The following is an 18,056-nucleotide window of genomic DNA, read 5'->3' on the forward strand; positions in this document are numbered from 1 at the left end:
GAGACCGAAATCAGTAGAACTAGCAACAAGCTAGCTCACATGTTTCGTTAAATAAGACTTTCTTTTATGCTTCAACTTTATGTGATGTATCGAGGTACGAGATTACTATGGGCAGAGCCTACTAAATTATCCCCCTACAAAAAAGTAGGAGGAATCAAATAAAAATGGCTCAAGGATATCCTTGAAAGATTTAACTGGGCAACTGCAGTGATTCTATTAGTTAGAATAGTAGTAAAAAAACGAGCAAATCTCTAGTACTCCAATGTTAACAAAATTTCCTAAATAGGAGTTGTAATATGCAGGAATCTGAATTAGGAGCACGTACAATAAAAAAGGTATCCAGAAGGATTATTCCTTATATTTTTGTGTTGTATATCATTGCTTTTTTAGACAGAGTAAACATTGGCTATGCTGCTCTGGAGATGAATAAAGATCTCGGTTTAACAGCATCCACTTTGGGGTTAATTTCTGGTATTTTCTTTATTGGTTACTTTCTTTTTGAAGTACCCAGTAATATGCTAATGCATCGTATAGGAGCGAGAAAGTGGATTGGGCGAATAATGATAACCTGGGGTATTGTTGTAATATTAACAGCCTGGGTCCAAAATGCGAATCATTTGTATATCCTACGTTTTTTGCTAGGAGTTGCCGAAGCTGGATTTTTTCCAGGCGTTTTACTTTATATTACGTATTGGTTCCGAGGAAAAGAACGAGCTCGTGCAGTAGCCCTTTTCATGACAGCTTTGACAGTGTCCAATATTATTGGAGCACCTGTTACCACGTGGATAATAGATAATATTAATTGGGGTGGAATGGCTGGATGGCGCTGGATATTTGTACTGGAAGGAATTCCTGCTGTCATTTTAGGGATTACGACTATCTTTTATTTAACAGATCGTCCTGAACAGGCAAAGTGGCTTACAAAGGAAGAGAAAGGGTGGCTCATATCCGAAATTGAAAAAGAAAATCAAGGTAAGGAGATAGGCAAACACTCTAGTCTGAAAAATATTTTTGGGAGTTCTAGAATTTGGAGATTGTCGTTTATTTACCTTACATTAGTCACTGGTTTGTATGGAATAGGGTTTTGGATGCCAACTATTATCAAATCCTTTTCAAATATTTTAACAAATACTCAAGTCGGTTTGATTACAATGATACCTTATATTTTTGGAGGAATAGCGATGGTTTGGTGGGCACGCCGATCTGATCGCACTGGTGAAAGAAAAATGCATGCTGCCATTCCGCCGCTTGTTGGTGCTATTGGCCTTATGGGATGTGGATTAACTACGGATCCTATCCTATCTATAATCATGATGTCTGTTGCAACTGTTGGTATTTACAGTATTTTCGGACCTTTTTGGGCAATTCCTTCATTATTCCTTACTGAATTAGAAGCTGCTGTAGGAATAGCGCTCATTAGTTCCATTGGTAATTTAGGTGGGTTTATCGGCCCATATGTAATTGGATATGTACAGGATTCTACAGGTAGTGTAGAGATGGGATTATATTTTATTAGTATAGTCTTATTCATCTGCTTTTTACTCGTCTTTACAATTAAGAAAGGACTTGTTACTTCTGCTTCAGTTCAGCAGCAATCAAAAAACCTTAATATAAGGTAAAGAGAAACGTTAGTGCAGAACAAGAAATCGAATTGAAAATAGATATATACGGATTAATAATAGGGAGTCTGTAGAGGGAGTCTGTAGAGAGATTCCCTAATTTCATATAAGTAGGAGTAAGGTCATTGATATTAGAACTAAATAAGTAATTTATTTACCAAATCTTTTTTGACTACAAAATATGCAACTTCGAAAATATTAGGGTAAACGTCATTGATTTAATGAAAAATGAGAAACTAGTGAAAGTTGTAAAAGAAGAATTTGAGAAAGAATTAGAAGCCAAAGGTAATTACAGAACTCCTCTTCCAGAAGGAACAAACCCTCCACTACATTAGTAAGAAACCTGTCCATATAAAAAACAGAATGAAAAAAAGGGGGAAAGAAAATGTTTGTAAAGAAAAATCTTTTCATTTCGATAGTCATGTTGATTTGTGCTCTTGCCCTTGGTGGATGCAGTTCGAAGTCAGATAATTCAAACAATGATACTTCGTCAGCATCTAAGGGAGGTTCACTAAAAGTGGCTTATCCAGCACAGCCGACATCACTGGATCCACACCTGACGACAGCAAATGCAACACGCGACCCAGCAAGGCATATATTTGAGACATTAGTCACTTTAAATTCTAAATTTGAAGTAACTCCAATGCTTGCTGAATCCTATGAGGTTAGTAAAGATAGAAAAAAAGTTACATTTGTATTAAGAAAAGGCGTCAAATTTCATAATGGGAAAGAAATGAAAGCTGAGGATGTCATTGCTTCCATGAAAAAATGGCAAGAAGGGGCCGTTGCAAAGGCAAACCTAGGAAATTCTAAGTGGGAAGCTAAAGATGAATATACGGTTATCCTACATGTCGAAACACCATCTATCGTTCTATTACCAGTACTGGCAGAAGTGGGGCAATTCGCAGCCATCATGCCAAAAGAGGTGATAGAATCGGGTGGTACAAGTGGAATCACAGAATATATCGGAACAGGTCCATTTAAGTTTGTAGAGTGGAAACAAAATCAATACGTTCATTTAAAGAAATTTGATGATTATAAGGCTTCATCTCAACCTGCAGACGGTTTAGCTGGTAAAAAGGAAGCTCTTGTAGATGACATATATTTTCACTTCGTCACTGATAACTCGACTCGAGTAGCAGGGATGATTAGTGGAGAATATGACTTGAGCGTAATGATGCCATGGGATGCAGCACCACAATTTAAAAATGTACCAAGTCTCGAAACCATTCAAGCGCCTTTGGGAATTCACACTCTAATTTTTAATAAACAAAATGGATTCCTAAAAAATGTTAAAGCTCGCCAAGCGGTGAATTTAGCAATTGATAAAAAAGAGGTCTTAACAGCTGCTGTTACTGATGGTTATTTTAGACTGGACCCTGGATTTATGTTAAAAGAGCAAGGCTTATGGTACACGGATACAGGGAAAGAAATTTATGAAGCTAAAGATACTGAAAAGGCCAAACAATTGCTTAAGGAAGCTGGGTATAATGGGGAAGAATTAAGAATCCTGACAAGCCGTGACTATTCACAACATTATAATTCCGCCGTCGCAGTTCAGCAACAACTTAAGAAAATTGGTATGAACGTAAAGCTAGACGTGGTGGATTGGTCTACTCTATTAGATCGCCGAAATAAGCCTGATCAATGGGAAATGTTTTTTACTAGCTGGCCTGTTAGCGCAACCCCGCTCCAATATCCATTCTTGGATTCTAGAGCAAAGTTTGCAGGCTGGACGAATAACCCTGAAATAGACAAACTATTGGATCAAATTAAAGCTCAATCTTCCCAGGATAAAGCTAAAGAAACCTTTAATGAATTGCAAAAAGTGATTTGGGAAGATATGCCTGTTGTTAATATTGGTGCTTATGATTCCATATCCGTAAAAGCGGAAAAAGTCAAAGGATATCAAGAATTCCTTGGACCTGTTTTATGGAATACGACCGTTAAAGAATAAAATCAATTGCTCAGATACCCCTTCATACGTTTTACATTGTGAAGGGGTTAATTGTAGAAAGGAGATTTTTAATGAAAGCCTATATTCTACAGCGAGTCTTATCTCTCATTCCGGTTCTATTAACTGTAGCTATTGTAGTCTTTTTCATTATGCATTTAATACCAGGAGATCCAGCATCAGTAATGCTTGGGGCAGATGCAACTGAAGATGACATTGAAAGATTACGAGAAGAACTCGGTTTAAATCTACCTATGTATGAGCAATTTTTTAATTGGGTCTTTGGTCTTCTTCAAGGCGACTTGGGAATGTCTATTTATATGAAGGAACCAGTATTACAGGTATTTATGGATCACTTAGGTCCGACTCTTTCATTAGCGATATTGGCACAGGGGATTTCTATACTTATAGCTATTCCTATGGGAATTATTGCTGCCAAAAAACGGGGAACAAGCACAGACCAAATGTTCATGGTGGGTTCTTTGTTGGGAATTTCCTTGCCAAGCTTTCTCCTTGCATTATTATTATCTTTATTTTTCGCAGTGAAACTCCAATGGTTTCCGGTAGCTGGATATAAACCACTTGATGATGGTCTATTGGCTCACCTTGAATATCTAATATTGCCTGCCTTGTCTCTTGGGGCCATACAAGCGGCTTTGATTGCGCGGATGACAAGGGCCTCAATGTTAGAGGTACTAAGCATGAACTACATTAAAACCGCAAAATCAAAAGGTGTAAAAGAAAAATTAATCATTTATAAACATGCATTGAGAAATGCTTTTATCCCTATTCTGACTGTCGTTGGACAAACCTTTGGGACATTGGTAGCGGGAGCAGTAATTACAGAAACGGTTTTTAATATTCCGGGACTCGGTCAACTTATCATGAACTCAATAGTGCAGCGAGATTACGAGGTTCTCCAAGGAACAGTTCTGCTGGTATCCGCCGCTTATGTATTCATTAATTTAATAGTAGATTTACTGTACGGTGTGGTTGATCCAAGGGTACGGTTAAGCCGGAAATAGAGAAATGAATAGAAGGGGAAATGATTTATGGAAGCAAAAACAATAATACAAAAAACAGACCCATTGTATTCAAAAAATCATATGAAGAAAGAACGTCAATCTATCCTTCTGCGCAGGTATTTTTCAAATCGGCTTGTAGTTACTGGAAGTGTGATTATCTTAGTTCTCAGTTTAATCTCTATTTTTGCACCTTTGATCACAGTATATACACCTTATGACATGATAGTAACAGCTCGTCTGAGCCCACCAAGTGCTGAACATTTTTTTGGAACAGATAACTTTGGCAGGGATATATTTAGCCGGGTAGTTTATGGCACTCGGGTATCCATGACCGTTGGACTTACGGTAGCTGTGATAACACTGGTAATTGGAGCAGTAATTGGTTTGTACTCAGCTTATTATAGGACCTTGGATCATATCCTGATGAGGATATGTGATGGCTTAATGGCATTTCCAGCAATTCTATTGGCCATTGCGCTCATGGCAGCATTAGGGCCGAATATAGTTAATGTCATTCTTTCGTTATCTATTGTAAATACACCTACTGTCGCACGTGTCGTTCGTTCGGCCGCCATTGTAGTCAAAGAACAAACCTTTATAGAAGCTTTGAGATCACAAGGTGCCAGTTCATGGCGAATTATCTGGCTTCATATTGCTCCAAACACTATGTCTCCTCTGATTGTTCAAATCACCTACGTATTTGGGGTTTCTGTCATAATTGAAGCATCGCTCAGCTTTTTGGGAGCTGGTATTCCTGCGCCAGCACCAAGTCTAGGAAACATTTTATTTGATGGTAAAATCGTAATTTATAATGCCTGGTGGATGACAGTTTTCCCAGGTGCATTCATTATTCTATCCGTATTGGGTTTGAATTTATTCGGTGATGGACTTCGAGACTTGCTCGATCCGCATACCAATAAAGTAAAGAAATAATTTGATTACACGGTATTAATGAGGAGGACGTTTATGGGTAAAGAATGTTTATTAGAGGTTAAAAACCTGAAAACGACGTTCATGACAGAAAAGGGACCTGTTACCGCGGTTAATGGGGTTTCATTCGAGATATATTCAGGAGAGACCCTTGGGATTGTTGGAGAGTCGGGATGCGGAAAAAGTGTAACCTCTGAATCAATTTTACGATTGTTAAATGAAAACACGACTAAATATGAAGGAGAGCTGATCTATAAGGGCAGTAACTTGCTATCCTTGAGCGAAGATCAAATGAGACACATTCGTGGGAACGAAATATCTATGATATTTCAAGATCCGATGACTTCTCTTAATCCTGTATATACAATTGGCTATCAAATTGCAGAATCTTTCATCATTCATCAAAAGCTAGGAAAAGAAGAAGCTTATACCCAAGCTATAGAAATGCTTAAATTAACAGGGATTCCTTCTCCAGAAAAAAGGGTGAATGAGTATCCTCATGAGCTATCAGGAGGAATGAGACAGAGGGTAATGATAGCGATGGCATTGGCGTGTAACCCTAATCTACTAATCGCAGATGAGCCCACGACCGCATTAGACGTTACTATTCAAGCCCAAATATTGGACTTGATTCAAGGTTTGAAGAAGGAACTAAACATGGGAGTCATGTTGATAACACACGACTTAGGAGTAGTTGCTGAGGTCTGTACACGTGTGGTGGTTATGTATTTAGGTCAAATAATCGAAGAAGCTGAAGTAGGATCTTTATTTTCGGAACCCTTACATCCCTACACCAAAGGATTGTTAAAATCCGTTCCACGTTTGGATGGGGATCGTTCTAAACATATGCATGTGATTGAAGGGATGGTCCCGTCTCTTAATAATATTCCCCAAGGGTGTCGCTTTGCTCCAAGGTGTTCGTATTCTACAAGCCAGTGTGAAGAAAAACCACCAGAATTAAAAGAGATTGAAGACGGACATAAAGTGCGCTGTTGGCATTATGAAACTGTATTACAAGAGGGGAGGCGAAAAGGTATTGCAGACGCTGTCAGATGAAAGAGCTCCGATTTTACAGGTTAAGAATTTGAGGAAGTATTTTCCAATTTATTCTCCTCTTGGCCGAGTGAAAGGGCATGTTAAAGCGGTAAATAATGTAGAGTTTACCTTAAATGAACGAGAAACGCTTGGGCTTGTAGGTGAATCGGGTTGTGGGAAAAGCACAACAGGAAGAACCATCATGCGTTTAACGGAACCTACAGAGGGTCAAGCCATATATAAGGAAAGCGACCTATTTAAGTTAAAGGGGAAGGAAATTGAGCAAATTAGGCAAGAAATACAAATGGTGTTTCAAGATCCTCATTCTTCTTTAGACCCTAAGCAAACGATAGGACATGCAATTGAAGAGCCTATGAAGATACATAAAATAGGGTCAAAGAAAGAACGTATGGAAAGAACCTTGGACTTACTTCATAAAGTCGGACTTAGAGAAGACCAATATTACCGTTATCCCCATGAATTTTCAGGTGGGCAAAGACAGAGAATTGGAATTGCTAGAGCTTTAGCAGTAAACCCTAAAATTGTAATTTGTGATGAACCAGTGTCCGCTCTCGATGTATCCATTCAATCTCAGGTCATAAACTTGTTGCAGGAATTGCAAGATAACTTAAATCTTTCTTACCTCTTTATTGCCCATGATTTAAGTGTAGTCCGACATATAGCTGATAACATTGGAGTTATGTATTTGGGACATATGGTAGAACGCGCTTCAACAGATGAACTATTTTCTCATCCCTTGCATCCGTATACTCAAGCATTATTATCCGCGGTTCCAATTCCCGATCCTAAATTAAAAAAGGAACGGATTATTTTAAAAGGGGATGTACCGTCTCCACTTAATCCGCCATCGGGATGCATTTTTCATACGAGATGTCCTCATGTAATGGATCGTTGCAAGGTTCTATCGCCTGCACTTACAAAAAAGGGGGCCAATCACTTTGTAGCTTGTCATTTATATGAATAATATATTTACATTATTCTGGTTCACTACTATTCTCCCAAACTAACTTTTCTTTTTTAAAAGAAGAATCTAAACCGATAACGAGGTGAATTGATGTTTGCAGATTTAGTGTTAGTTAATGGTCAAGTAATTACATCAAACAAGGAATACGACGTAAATGAAGCTGTTGCTGTTACTGATAACCTAATTGTTGCGGTGGGAACGAATGAAGAAGTGAAACGATTAATTGGTCCTCAAACGGAGGTAGTGGATTTAGCAGGTAGAAGTTTAGTGCCAGGCTTTATTGACTCTCACCTTCATATTACTTTATTTGGTACAAATAAATTAGGAGTAAGCTGTAAGGAGCCCACAATCGAATCTCTACATGACGTTTTAAAAGAAATTGAAAAAAAAGTGAATGAAACACCAATTGGAAACTGGGTGCGTGTATGGGGATTCAATGAAACCAAATTATTAGAAAATAGATATCCTTCTAGAAAAGAATTGGATCTTATTTCTAGCAATCACCCGATCATTCTTAGGCGCGCCTGTGGTCACATTTCCGTGGTAAATAGCAAGGGGTTAGAGATAGCAGGGATTGATGGACATACCCCAGATCCCGAAGGTGGAATAGTGGTCCGCGATGAAGTAGGAGTTCCTACAGGAGTTTTAATAGAAAACGCACAAATGCCTTATTACGAATTGGCTGATTATACACATGAAGAGCTTCTACAAGGTTTGATGATGGCTTATAATGATTTTATCGCTTCTGGCATTACCAGTATTCACGATGCAGGTGTCTCTAGCCCGGAAAACTTTAGGGTGATGCAAGAGGCAGTTCGTAACGGACAGGTTCAGGTTAGGACTTATGCAATTGTCTCAACAATCAATAAGTCAGAAGAATTTGTTGACAAGATGATAAAAGCAGGAATTTCAACAGGTCTGGGAGATGAGAAATTTAAAATTGGTCCAGCTAAGGTTTTTACTGATGGGAGTAGTAGCGGGCCAACTGCTGCAATGAGGGAACCTTACACTGATAATTCGGAACATTCTGGTATCCTGTACTTTAGCCAGGAGGAACTTAACCGTATTCTCGGGGAGGCTCATGAAAAAGGGTTTCAGATCACAGCTCATGCTCAAGGAGACCGGGCTATTGAAATGATGCTTAATTGTATTGAAGAGGCATTGAAAAAACATCCTAGAAAGAATCACCGCCATCGGATTGAACATGCAGGAATTACAATGCCTGATTTAGTTGAACGGATGAGGCAATTAGAGGTTATTCCTATTCCGAATCCTGCTTTCTTCCTTGAATACGGTGATGGCTACATTAAAAGCTACGGAGACCGAGTCAATCATATGTATCCAGTTCGTGATTTCATTGATAAGGGGATAATAGCTGCCGGAGGTTCCGACAGTCCGGTCACCTCGTTTAATCCGCTTATAGGAATTCATGGAGCTGTAAATAGGAAAAGTTCAACAGGGCAGGATGTAGGAGGTAACCAGCGAATAGGCGTATTAGAGGCAATCAAGCTGTTTACATGGAATGGAGCATATGCGAGTTTTGAAGAGAATATAAAAGGTAGCATAGAAATAGGAAAGTTAGCAGATTTGGTTGTATTAAACGGTGCAATTCTCGATGTACCTACTGATCAAATTAAAGATATGCAAGTGAATTATACAATAATAGGCGGTAAAGTGGTATTCCAAAAAGAAAGCAATGATATATTATCCAAATCCTAATTAAATCAAGATATCAATTTAAATAGAGATAGATGAAGTATATGTTCCTTAAATAGGAAGGATGAAAGGAATTGAGAATAGGTATAGGTCATATTATGCATGAAACTAATACGTTTTCCGCTGTAAAAACAACTGAAGATTCATTCAAGAAGATTCTTTGGGCAAGAAACGAGGAGGTGTTACGATCTCACGATGGTGTAAAGGATTATATTGGTGGAATGATTGATAAAGGAAGGGAATTAGGAGTTGACCTTATTCCAAGTTTTTCTGCATTTGCCAATCCAGCTGGTACGATAACTAGAGAATGTTTTGAAACATTAAAAAAGGAGCTGTTAACAAATATACAAGGTAAAGGAAAACTAGATGCTATTTGCCTCGCTTTACATGGTGCTGGGGTTGTGGATGGAATTGATGATTTAGAAGGTGAATTACTAAAAGAGTTAAGAAAGATACTAGGCTATGAAATTCCCATAGTCGTCACTTTGGATTTACATGGAAATCTTTCTGAAACAATGGTAAATGAGGCAAATTTGCTATTAGGTGTTAAGTATTATCCGCATATTGATTGTTATGAAACAGGTTTAAAGGCTATGGATTTAACAGTGAAAATACTTCAGGGAGAAATCAACCCTGTAATGGTAATGAAAAAATTGCCAATTTTAATACCAATAGCCGCTGGTACGACGGATATGTCTCCTGCAAAAGATATTACTCAATTATGTCTGGACATGGAAGAACAAACAGAAGTGATTGATTGTACCTTTTTTCATGGATTTCCATATACAGACATTCCAGATGTATCGGCAACTGTCATAACGATAACAGATGGAAATGATGAAATAGCGCAAACTGTCTGCAAGGAAGTGGCCAAGGATATATGGGCTATGAGAGCAAAGTTTTTACGGGAACTTCCTGATCCTAAAAATGGGATGCTCCAAGCGTTATCTATTGGAGAATGTCCAATTATCATTAATGAATCTTCTGATAACCCCGGGGCTGGCGCTCCAGGGGACGGTACTTATTTATTGAGGGAAATGTTAGAGTTTAATATTCCCAAATCATGCTTTGGGTTTATTTATGATCCAGAAGTAGCAAACCTAGCTCACCAGGTAGGGGTTGGTGGAAAAATAGATGTGTCCATTGGTGGGAAAACTGATTCCCTACATGGAGAACCAATTGCTCTAACTTCTGCTTATATAAAAGCACTGACCGATGGTAGATTTACCACTTCATCACCTATGATGAAAGGATTTGAATTTAATCTAGGAAAGTCAGTTCGGTTACAGGTTGGGAATGTAGATATTATAGTTTGTTCAGTAAATTGGCAGACGTTAGACGAACAAATCTTTTTGTTACATGGAATTGATGTTACTGAATTTAGGATTGTCGCATTAAAATCAGCACAGCATTTCCGTGCTGGTTTTAAGCACCTTGCTAAAAAGATTATCTCTGTAGATTCACCAGGATTAAGTACGAGTAAAGTAGCTAGCTTTAATTATCAAAGAATTATTAGACCGATCTATCCGTTAGATTGCAATTAATTATGAGTCTCGTGTACCCAACATTAAATAAAAAAGGGAAGGCAATCGAAGGACTCTTTAACAGTGTCTTTTTTGGATATAACGATGATACCAACGTTTCTCTATTGAAGGTGAACCACCACTAATTTTAAAAAAACTTCTAATAGAAAGGGAGTATTTACGAATGAGTGTACATCAAATGCAGGCTAGGAGAATAAGAGATAAAGAGGATGTAATCCGACTTACCCAGTCCCTTGTCAAAATCGAAAGTGTTTATCGCCCCGGAGTTGAAGGGGGAAACGAAGAAAAAGTTGCGAACTATGTAGCAAACTATCTAAGGGATATAGGGATTGAGGTATTTATTGAAGAAGTAGAGCCAGGCCGTCCTAATGTTATAGGCATTGTTGATTCCGGCAGACCCGGAAAAACGTTACTTTTCGAAGGTCATACAGATGTAGTAACGGAAGGAGAACGTGAAGCGTGGAAGTACGATCCATTTGGAGCGGAAATTGTAAATGGAAGAATGTATGGCAGAGGGACAAATGATACAAAAGGAAATCTGTCTTGTATGATTACTGCTGTTCATTCCTTATTAAGAGATAAGGAATACTGGTCAGGGAAAATTATTTTATGCATTCCTTGTGATGAAGAGGGAATGATGATTGGTATTAAACATTTTATCAAACAGGGATGGGCAAAAGATGTGGCAGGAGCTATCATTTGTGAACCTGAAGAAAATGAAGTCTGCATTACACAAAAGGGGGCTATGCGGATTGCCATTAATGTTTACGGAAAAATGGCTCATGGAGCTATGCCTTTAAGCGGGATCAATCCGAATACACGTATGGCTAAAATAATCTGTGAAATTGATAAGTTAGAAACTCTTGAGAAAGAACGTCTTGGAAAGCACGATCTGTTGGGCTGGCCCTCCATAACACCGACAATCTTAATGGGACCTGTTCACGGGGAAGCACAAATTAATGTTGTTCCAGATCAATGCATGACCACATTGGATATTCGAACTATACCTGGCCAAGAGCATAAGGTTATAAAATCTCAATTGCAAAACATAATAGATAAACTTGCTAAAGATGATCCTGATTTTAAAGCAGAAATGGAAGTGATTGAGGAACGTCCATGGACCATTACCGACCGTGATAACCCAGTAGTCACGGCTGTTGCAAAAGCTGCTCAAATCGTTACGGGAAAAGAAGCGGTGTATAACGGAGTCCCAGGAGCAACAGATGGGACATTCCTGCATATGGCTGGTATTCCAATTGTCACGATTGGAGCGGGGGAAAGGGAAGTACCACACCAAATAAATGAATATGTAGATGTTGAAGAACTTGCGGAGACAACAGAAATCTATCGGACTGCCGCCCTTATTTTTTTAAATGGAGAATCATTTTAGTGAAAGGATATTAAATTACTGTACTCCCTTGAAATTGGATAAGTCTTATAGCAGATTTATGCGATTAATAGAGCAAATTCGTAAAAAGCCTTTACTCTTCAAGAGTAAAGGCTTTTTACACTGGGTAAATATTTAAAGTATTAGTTTAGTAACAGGAGCTAAACACTTATTATCGGTGTCGATAACGCAAAATTCAAACATGGTCCAGAGCTCAAGACTTTAGAGGAATAGAGTTTGGCTTACCCTGCTAAAAAGAAAGTGTGAAGTGAAAATATGGATGAATACAAGGAAGCCAAAAACGAACTTTTCCAATGTGGCACCACTTTCTCGAATCTCTTCGTACCCCTTTTCCAGCTAAATGGATTCACTACTTGAGAGGTTATTTAGCTTCTTTAATATCTCTGTAGTTAGTGGTAAAATATCACAGCGTGAAAAAAGCGTGCCTGATAACATTTGTGAAACAACCATTTTCTTAACTTGATGGCGATTGGGACTTACCCTCGGGAGCGTGCAGGACTTTGGTATATTAATTAATTTAAAATAGTTACTGATACGATTCTACCGTTATAATATATTTATATTTCATTTTAGAGGTGAAACAACATAATGAAAATTGGTGTTATAGGCTCAAAGTATTTTTTGGAATCCTTATCTGTCCATTATCCCTTATTTCCTGAAGTACAATTTATTTCCTTTCAGTACGAAATGCCGGAAGAAAGTAGTCTGTTAATAGAAGAAGCTGGTAAACAAACTGATTTAGTATTGTTTTCAGGTTCAATCCCTTTTTATTATGGGTACAAGCAAGTTAAAAGAAATTTCATTGAAGCTATATATGTCCCTTTTGATGAATTGACTGTAGCGCTCTCGTTATTTTCGATTTCTCATCGGGAACAAGTGACTTTGAATGAAATTTCTATCGATTTACCGGATCAAAGCCGGTTAATGAAGGTGCTGGAAGAATCAGAAATCGTAGAAAAGTCCCTTTATGTTAAGGATTACCCTTGGATATATAAGAGGGATGAAGAAACCCAGGCACTAAATATAGCTGAATTTGTCCACTTTCACAGCAAACAATATAGGGAAGGAAAAACCCTTTTTGCACTAACGAGTATTCATGCAGTTTATCAGGAGCTTCAAAGGCTATCCATTCCTTCTAGATATATGGTCCAGCCCAAACATACCTTAATTGAAAGCCTAACAAGAGCTATATCCTTGTTGAAACTAAAGAAAACGGAAGAATCTCAGATTGCTGTTATTTCTATTCAAGATTATCAACAAAATCTTAATGGGAGTGATTCATTTTTAAATTTTTTACAGAAGTTGAGTAAAAGGCTACAAGCTCGTGTTTCTCTTGAATACTTAAATCCATATTTGATTTATACAACACGTGGAGCATTGCAGGCGTTCGAAAACGATTTTTATAATGATATTATCGGACAAATGGAAAGAGAATTTCAAACTTTATTCCAAATAGGTATTGGGTATGGGTATACAATTCAGGAGGCGGAAAAACATTCAGCCCAGGCGTTATTTTTTACTAATAAATTTCTAAAGAGTAAAACGATTGCATGCTTGGTGGATGAAGATCAAAAATTACAAGGACCTTTATTTGAAGAAAATCACCTTGTGGAATTGAAAAACGAGGATGAAACTATTCAAAAACTAGCTAGTGAACTTAAAATGAGTGCAAAAAATATAAAGTTAATTCATCAGTTTATTTCCATAAACAATTTTCGAGCTTTTTCTGCGAGCAGAGCTAGAAGAATACATGAATTGCACCCGACGATCGGCAGAAAGATTCATTAAAAGGCTCATTGAAGGAGGCTGTCTTTTAAAAGGAGGTGAGGAACATCCTTACGATCAAGGAAGACCTCGAAATTTATATTTAGCTACAGAAAAATTCAAGAACCTAACTGGAATTTAAAAATTCAGACTTTACAGAAAAAGGGGATTAGTATATATTATTTTTATTAACGACATATAGCGACAGTATGAAAGGGGAGCTTAGTTTTGATTATCGAACGTTGTGAAATTTATGCCACTCATTTGCCTTTAAAAGAACCATTTGTTATTTCCTATGAAACATATAAGTATATGCCTTCTGTTATCGTAAAATTGATAGCCGATAACGGGCTAGTAGGATATGGTGAAGCAGTACCTGATGAACATGTAACAGGGGAAACGTTTTATGCAACATTCGAAGTATTAAAGCATGTCCTATTGCCTGCTTTGAAACAAGAAAATCCTTTTAATTTGGAAAAAATTCACGACATTATGAATTCGGCCATTATGGGAAATCCCTCAGCAAAAGCGGCAATTGATATTGCCTGCTATGACCTTATGGGAAAATACACAAAATTGCCGATTTATGATTTATTAGGTGGGAAATTTCATGAATCCCTAACTTTTGCAAAGGTTTTAAGTATTGACGAACCAGAGATTATGGCTGAAAAAGCTCAGGAAGCTGTCGACCAAGGATATACTTCGTTAAAACTTAAGGTGGGTTGGGATATTGAGTCAGATGTAGAGCGTATAGCAGCGGTTCGAGAAAAAGTTGGGGAGAAGTTTCCAATTCGGGTAGATGCCAATCAGGGATGGGGAACTTATGCCAATGCCCTTCCAGCAGTAAAAGCTTTGGAACCATTTCACCTTTCATGGTTAGAACAGCCGATTAGAATGGGAGATATTGACGGTCTTGCAGAACTCAAAGAAAAAACAACCATTCCCATTATGGCTGATGAAAGCATCCATCACGGGTACCATCTACAGGAACTAATTAAAAAGAAGGCCGTAGATAAAATCAATATAAAACTAATGAAGTGCGGTGGAATTTATCAGGCAATCCAATTGGCAAAGACAGCTGAGATTGCATGTATCAGCTGCCAAATTGGGTCCATGGTAGAATCCTCAATTGGATCGTCTGCAGGATACCATACGGCCATTTCACGAAAAAATATTACCAGTACAGAACTGACAGGTCCACTGCTATTCAGTCAGGACATTGGAAATCTTGATTATGAAATTCCCTATGTACATCTTACAAGAGAACCGGGGCTTGGAATTAATATCAACGAGGAAGTTCTTGGGCAATTAACCATAAAAAAAGAGCAAGTTTAATATTTTTATTGAAACCGGATGGAGCAAATCAATTAGGATGAGGTGAAATGATGGAAACTGAAAAAAATAATGTGACAGTTAAGAAAAAGGCATGGTTAAAAGTGCCACATACATATACACTCATATTTATCATAATCATCATGGCAGGGCTTGCTTCATATGTAATTCCTGCCGGTGAATTCGATCGTGTTGAAGATGAGAAATCGGGTAGAATGCTTGTTGTCGACGGAAGCTATCATGCTATTGATCGTGATCCTGTGAGCTTCTTTGACCTTTTCACGTCCATTCCATTGGGCTTAGAAAAGGGAGCCCAGATTATTTTTTATATTTTTCTTGTAAGTGGTGTATTTGGTATTATTCGCACTACTGGTGCAATTGAAGCAGGGGTCTATAAAGGGGTACGATCTCTTGAAGGGCGAGAAAAACTATTAATTCCGTTGAGTATGTTGCTTTTTTCCATAGGCGGCTTTAGCATGGGGATGGCAGAAGAAACCATTATCTTCGTGCCTATAGGGATCGCGATAGCAAGAGCTATGGGCTTTGATGCGGTTACTGGAACGGCTATGATTACCCTTGGTGCTGCTAGCGGATTTTTTGGAGGCATGCTCAACCCGTTCACTGTAGGGGTCGCCCAATCACTGGCAGAAGTACCTTTATTCTCTGGAATTGGTTTCCGTTTTGTTGTATATATTTTTGTCCTGGCATTTGCCATTTGGTATGTCAGCCGTTATGCAAATAAGGTAAAACGGAATCCTGAAAAAAGTGTAATCTATGATATTGAACAAAAAGAAAAACAAACGGCCGGATTAGTTGATTTCCCTGAATTGACCGGACGCCATAAGCTAGTTTTTCTAGCAATGATCTTTGGGCTGGCTTTTAACATTTATGGCGTGTTTAAATGGGGCTGGTTTTTAACAGAGCTCACAGCTTCTTTCTTGATTATGGGTATCGTTAGCGGGCTGGTTGGCGGTTTGCAACTTGGGAAACTTTTTGATTCATTTATTGAGGGAGCTCGAGCAGTCACATTTGGTGCCTTGATCGTCGGCTTTGCAAGGGCTATTACAGTAGTTTTAGAAGAAGGTAAAATCATAGATTCGTTAGTCTTTATGGCAGCTTCGGGGATAAGTCACCTACCACAAACATTGAATGTCGTAGGTATGTTCTTCACCCAAGCATTCCTTAATTTATTCATTTCTTCAGGCAGTGGACAGGCTGCGGCTACAATGCCAATTATGGTTCCTATTACTGATATTTTGGGATTGGAAAGACAGCTTGCCGTTCTTGCCTTCCAATATGGGGATTCTGTTACGAACTCAATTATTCCAACGTCCTCAGCATTAATGGGATACCTGGCTATTGCTGGAATTCCATATGAGAGATGGGTTAAATTTATTTGGAAATTAATTCTCGGATGGACTTTGATTGCTTGTTTAGCATTAATAGCGGCAGTCGCTCTCGGTGTCTCCTGAGAAAATAAGGAGCGGTTTGATGAAAGAATTATTGAAGGAAATAGAACCTCAAGTTTTGGAGATTTTCCGCCATCTTCATGAGAATCCTGAAGTGAGCTGGAAAGAGTTTCAGACTACATCTTATATTTCAAAGGTGATCCAACAAAACGGGATTGAAGTGACCACTTTTTCGGATATGCCTGGAGTAATAGGTAAGTGGTCACCAGTGGACAGTATAAGTAATTTAACGATTGGATTACGAGCTGATATGGATGCTCTACTTCAGGATGTGGACGGGACTTTTCGTGCTAACCATTCCTGCGGACATGATGCTCATATGACGATTGTATTAGGTGTCTTGCTTTTATTAAGAAAAATGAAGATTATTCTTCCAGGTACGTTAAAATTTATTTTTCAGCCAGCTGAAGAAGTGGGTGAAGGTGCTTTAAAGATAATTGAAAAACAGGTACTGGATGATGTTGACTTTCTATATGGTCTTCATCTGCGTCCTATTCAGGAAATTAAGAATGGACAAGCTACTTCAGGCATCATTCATGGCTCAGCTGATACAGTATTTGGTGAGATTCACGGATTTGACGGACATGGCGCAAGACCTCATTTAACTTTAAATGCCATTGAAGTGATTAGTGCGATTGTTGAACAAATTAAAGGAATCCGTCTAAACCCGCAACTATCTTATTCAGTCAAAATGACACAGGTTTCTGCGGGAGGGGAAAATGCGAATATTATACCTGGGTCCTCCAAGTTCAGCCTTGATTTACGTGCGCAAACAAATGAAGCGATGGATGAATTGATAGAGAAGGTGGACGATGTCCTGAATAAAATGTCTGTCTTCTATCAATGCCAAATAAGCTTCAAGCACAAAGAAAGAGTTTATGCCGCATCTGTTGATCAAGAAGCAGCAGAATTTATGGAGAAAGCAATCGAAAACACCTTAGGGGCTAAAGGGCTTGTGGGGCCTATTATTACACCCGGTGGAGAGGATTTTCATTTTTATACAAAAGAAAGGCCTGCAATCAAGGCCACAATGCTGGGTGTGGGCTGCGATTTAGAGCCTGGTCTACATCATCCCAACATGGTATTTAATCAGGACGCCATTTTCACAGGAATTGAGATATTAACTAGGGTAGTTATTGAAACTTTTGAAAAATATAACAAATAAAAATATAGTAAATCGAATTCTTATATCGCTATGAATCATTTCAATTATAAAAAAGAGCAGACCTTTATGGTGAAGAAATCGAGGAAGCAGAAAGAATTGTAAGAGCGTTC

13 protein-coding genes are annotated in these 18,056 nt (G+C 38.3%); all 13 read left to right on the forward strand.

Translation table 11 applies throughout. The features are described 5' to 3' along the window. Positions 1-296: 296 nt before the first annotated feature. Entirely contained in the window at positions 297-1,619 is a 1,323-nt protein-coding gene (locus JFU50_RS23770; protein WP_201224436.1) for an MFS transporter, read from the forward strand. 385 nt (positions 1,620-2,004) lie between these two features. Further along, a complete protein-coding gene (locus JFU50_RS23775; RefSeq protein WP_201224437.1) occupies positions 2,005-3,576 on the forward strand; it encodes an ABC transporter substrate-binding protein in 1,572 nt (523 codons plus the stop codon). Between the two features lie 71 nt (positions 3,577-3,647). Further along, positions 3,648-4,598, forward strand: a complete 951-nt coding sequence (locus JFU50_RS23780) for an ABC transporter permease (RefSeq protein ID WP_098177646.1) — start codon at positions 3,648-3,650, stop codon at positions 4,596-4,598. A 27-nt stretch (positions 4,599-4,625) separates the two neighbouring features. Further along, positions 4,626-5,531 (forward strand): ABC transporter permease, encoded by a 906-nt coding sequence (locus JFU50_RS23785; RefSeq protein ID WP_201224438.1) that lies wholly within the window; start codon positions 4,626-4,628, stop codon positions 5,529-5,531. Positions 5,532-5,564: 33 nt separating this feature from the next. Beyond that, entirely contained in the window at positions 5,565-6,584 is a 1,020-nt protein-coding gene (locus tag JFU50_RS23790; RefSeq protein ID WP_201224439.1) for an ABC transporter ATP-binding protein, read from the forward strand. Continuing rightward, positions 6,529-7,548 carry an ABC transporter ATP-binding protein gene (locus JFU50_RS23795; protein WP_201224440.1) on the forward strand — a complete coding sequence of 340 codons (1,020 nt, stop codon included), beginning with the start codon at positions 6,529-6,531 and terminating at the stop codon, positions 7,546-7,548. Before JFU50_RS23790 ends, JFU50_RS23795 begins: the two co-directional genes overlap by 56 nt. A gap of 90 nt (positions 7,549-7,638) precedes the next feature. Continuing rightward, on the forward strand, positions 7,639-9,267 hold the full coding sequence (locus tag JFU50_RS23800; RefSeq protein WP_201224441.1) for an amidohydrolase: 1,629 nt from the start codon (positions 7,639-7,641) through the stop codon (positions 9,265-9,267). A gap of 71 nt (positions 9,268-9,338) precedes the next feature. Next, positions 9,339-10,808, forward strand: a complete 1,470-nt coding sequence (locus tag JFU50_RS23805) for a M81 family metallopeptidase (protein WP_201224443.1) — start codon at positions 9,339-9,341, stop codon at positions 10,806-10,808. A 163-nt stretch (positions 10,809-10,971) separates the two neighbouring features. After that, complete coding sequence (locus tag JFU50_RS23810; RefSeq protein ID WP_201224445.1) at positions 10,972-12,198, forward strand: M20 family metallopeptidase; 1,227 nt, start codon at positions 10,972-10,974, stop codon at positions 12,196-12,198. Positions 12,199-12,804: 606 nt separating this feature from the next. Further along, entirely contained in the window at positions 12,805-14,004 is a 1,200-nt protein-coding gene (locus JFU50_RS23815) for a MarR family transcriptional regulator (RefSeq protein WP_201224446.1), read from the forward strand. A 204-nt stretch (positions 14,005-14,208) separates the two neighbouring features. Beyond that, entirely contained in the window at positions 14,209-15,315 is a 1,107-nt protein-coding gene (locus JFU50_RS23820) for a mandelate racemase/muconate lactonizing enzyme family protein (protein ID WP_201224447.1), read from the forward strand. Positions 15,316-15,365: 50 nt separating this feature from the next. Continuing rightward, the gene (locus JFU50_RS23825) at positions 15,366-16,784 is read left to right on the forward strand and encodes a YfcC family protein (protein ID WP_201184787.1); all 1,419 of its coding nucleotides are present in this window, start codon (positions 15,366-15,368) and stop codon (positions 16,782-16,784) included. A 19-nt stretch (positions 16,785-16,803) separates the two neighbouring features. Continuing rightward, positions 16,804-17,946: a M20 peptidase aminoacylase family protein gene (locus JFU50_RS23830; RefSeq protein WP_201224448.1), complete on the forward strand. Its 1,143-nt coding sequence runs from the start codon at positions 16,804-16,806 to the stop codon at positions 17,944-17,946. Positions 17,947-18,056: the final 110 nt, after the last annotated feature.

The organism is Peribacillus sp. TH14 (assembly GCF_016651145.1).
GTDB lineage: Bacteria > Bacillota > Bacilli > Bacillales > DSM-1321 > Peribacillus > Peribacillus butanolivorans.

Coding starts and splice junctions, on each gene's coding strand:
- JFU50_RS23785 (WP_201224438.1), top strand. CDS start 4,626: ATGGAAGCAAAAACAATAATACAAAAAACAGACCCATTGTATTCAAAA.
- JFU50_RS23795 (WP_201224440.1), top strand. CDS start 6,529: ATGAAACTGTATTACAAGAGGGGAGGCGAAAAGGTATTGCAGACGCTG.
- JFU50_RS23825 (WP_201184787.1), top strand. CDS start 15,366: ATGGAAACTGAAAAAAATAATGTGACAGTTAAGAAAAAGGCATGGTTA.
- JFU50_RS23830 (WP_201224448.1), top strand. CDS start 16,804: ATGAAAGAATTATTGAAGGAAATAGAACCTCAAGTTTTGGAGATTTTC.
- JFU50_RS23780 (WP_098177646.1), top strand. CDS start 3,648: ATGAAAGCCTATATTCTACAGCGAGTCTTATCTCTCATTCCGGTTCTA.
- JFU50_RS23810 (WP_201224445.1), top strand. CDS start 10,972: ATGAGTGTACATCAAATGCAGGCTAGGAGAATAAGAGATAAAGAGGAT.
- JFU50_RS23790 (WP_201224439.1), top strand. CDS start 5,565: ATGGGTAAAGAATGTTTATTAGAGGTTAAAAACCTGAAAACGACGTTC.
- JFU50_RS23800 (WP_201224441.1), top strand. CDS start 7,639: ATGTTTGCAGATTTAGTGTTAGTTAATGGTCAAGTAATTACATCAAAC.
- JFU50_RS23815 (WP_201224446.1), top strand. CDS start 12,805: ATGAAAATTGGTGTTATAGGCTCAAAGTATTTTTTGGAATCCTTATCT.
- JFU50_RS23775 (WP_201224437.1), top strand. CDS start 2,005: ATGTTTGTAAAGAAAAATCTTTTCATTTCGATAGTCATGTTGATTTGT.
- JFU50_RS23770 (WP_201224436.1), top strand. CDS start 297: ATGCAGGAATCTGAATTAGGAGCACGTACAATAAAAAAGGTATCCAGA.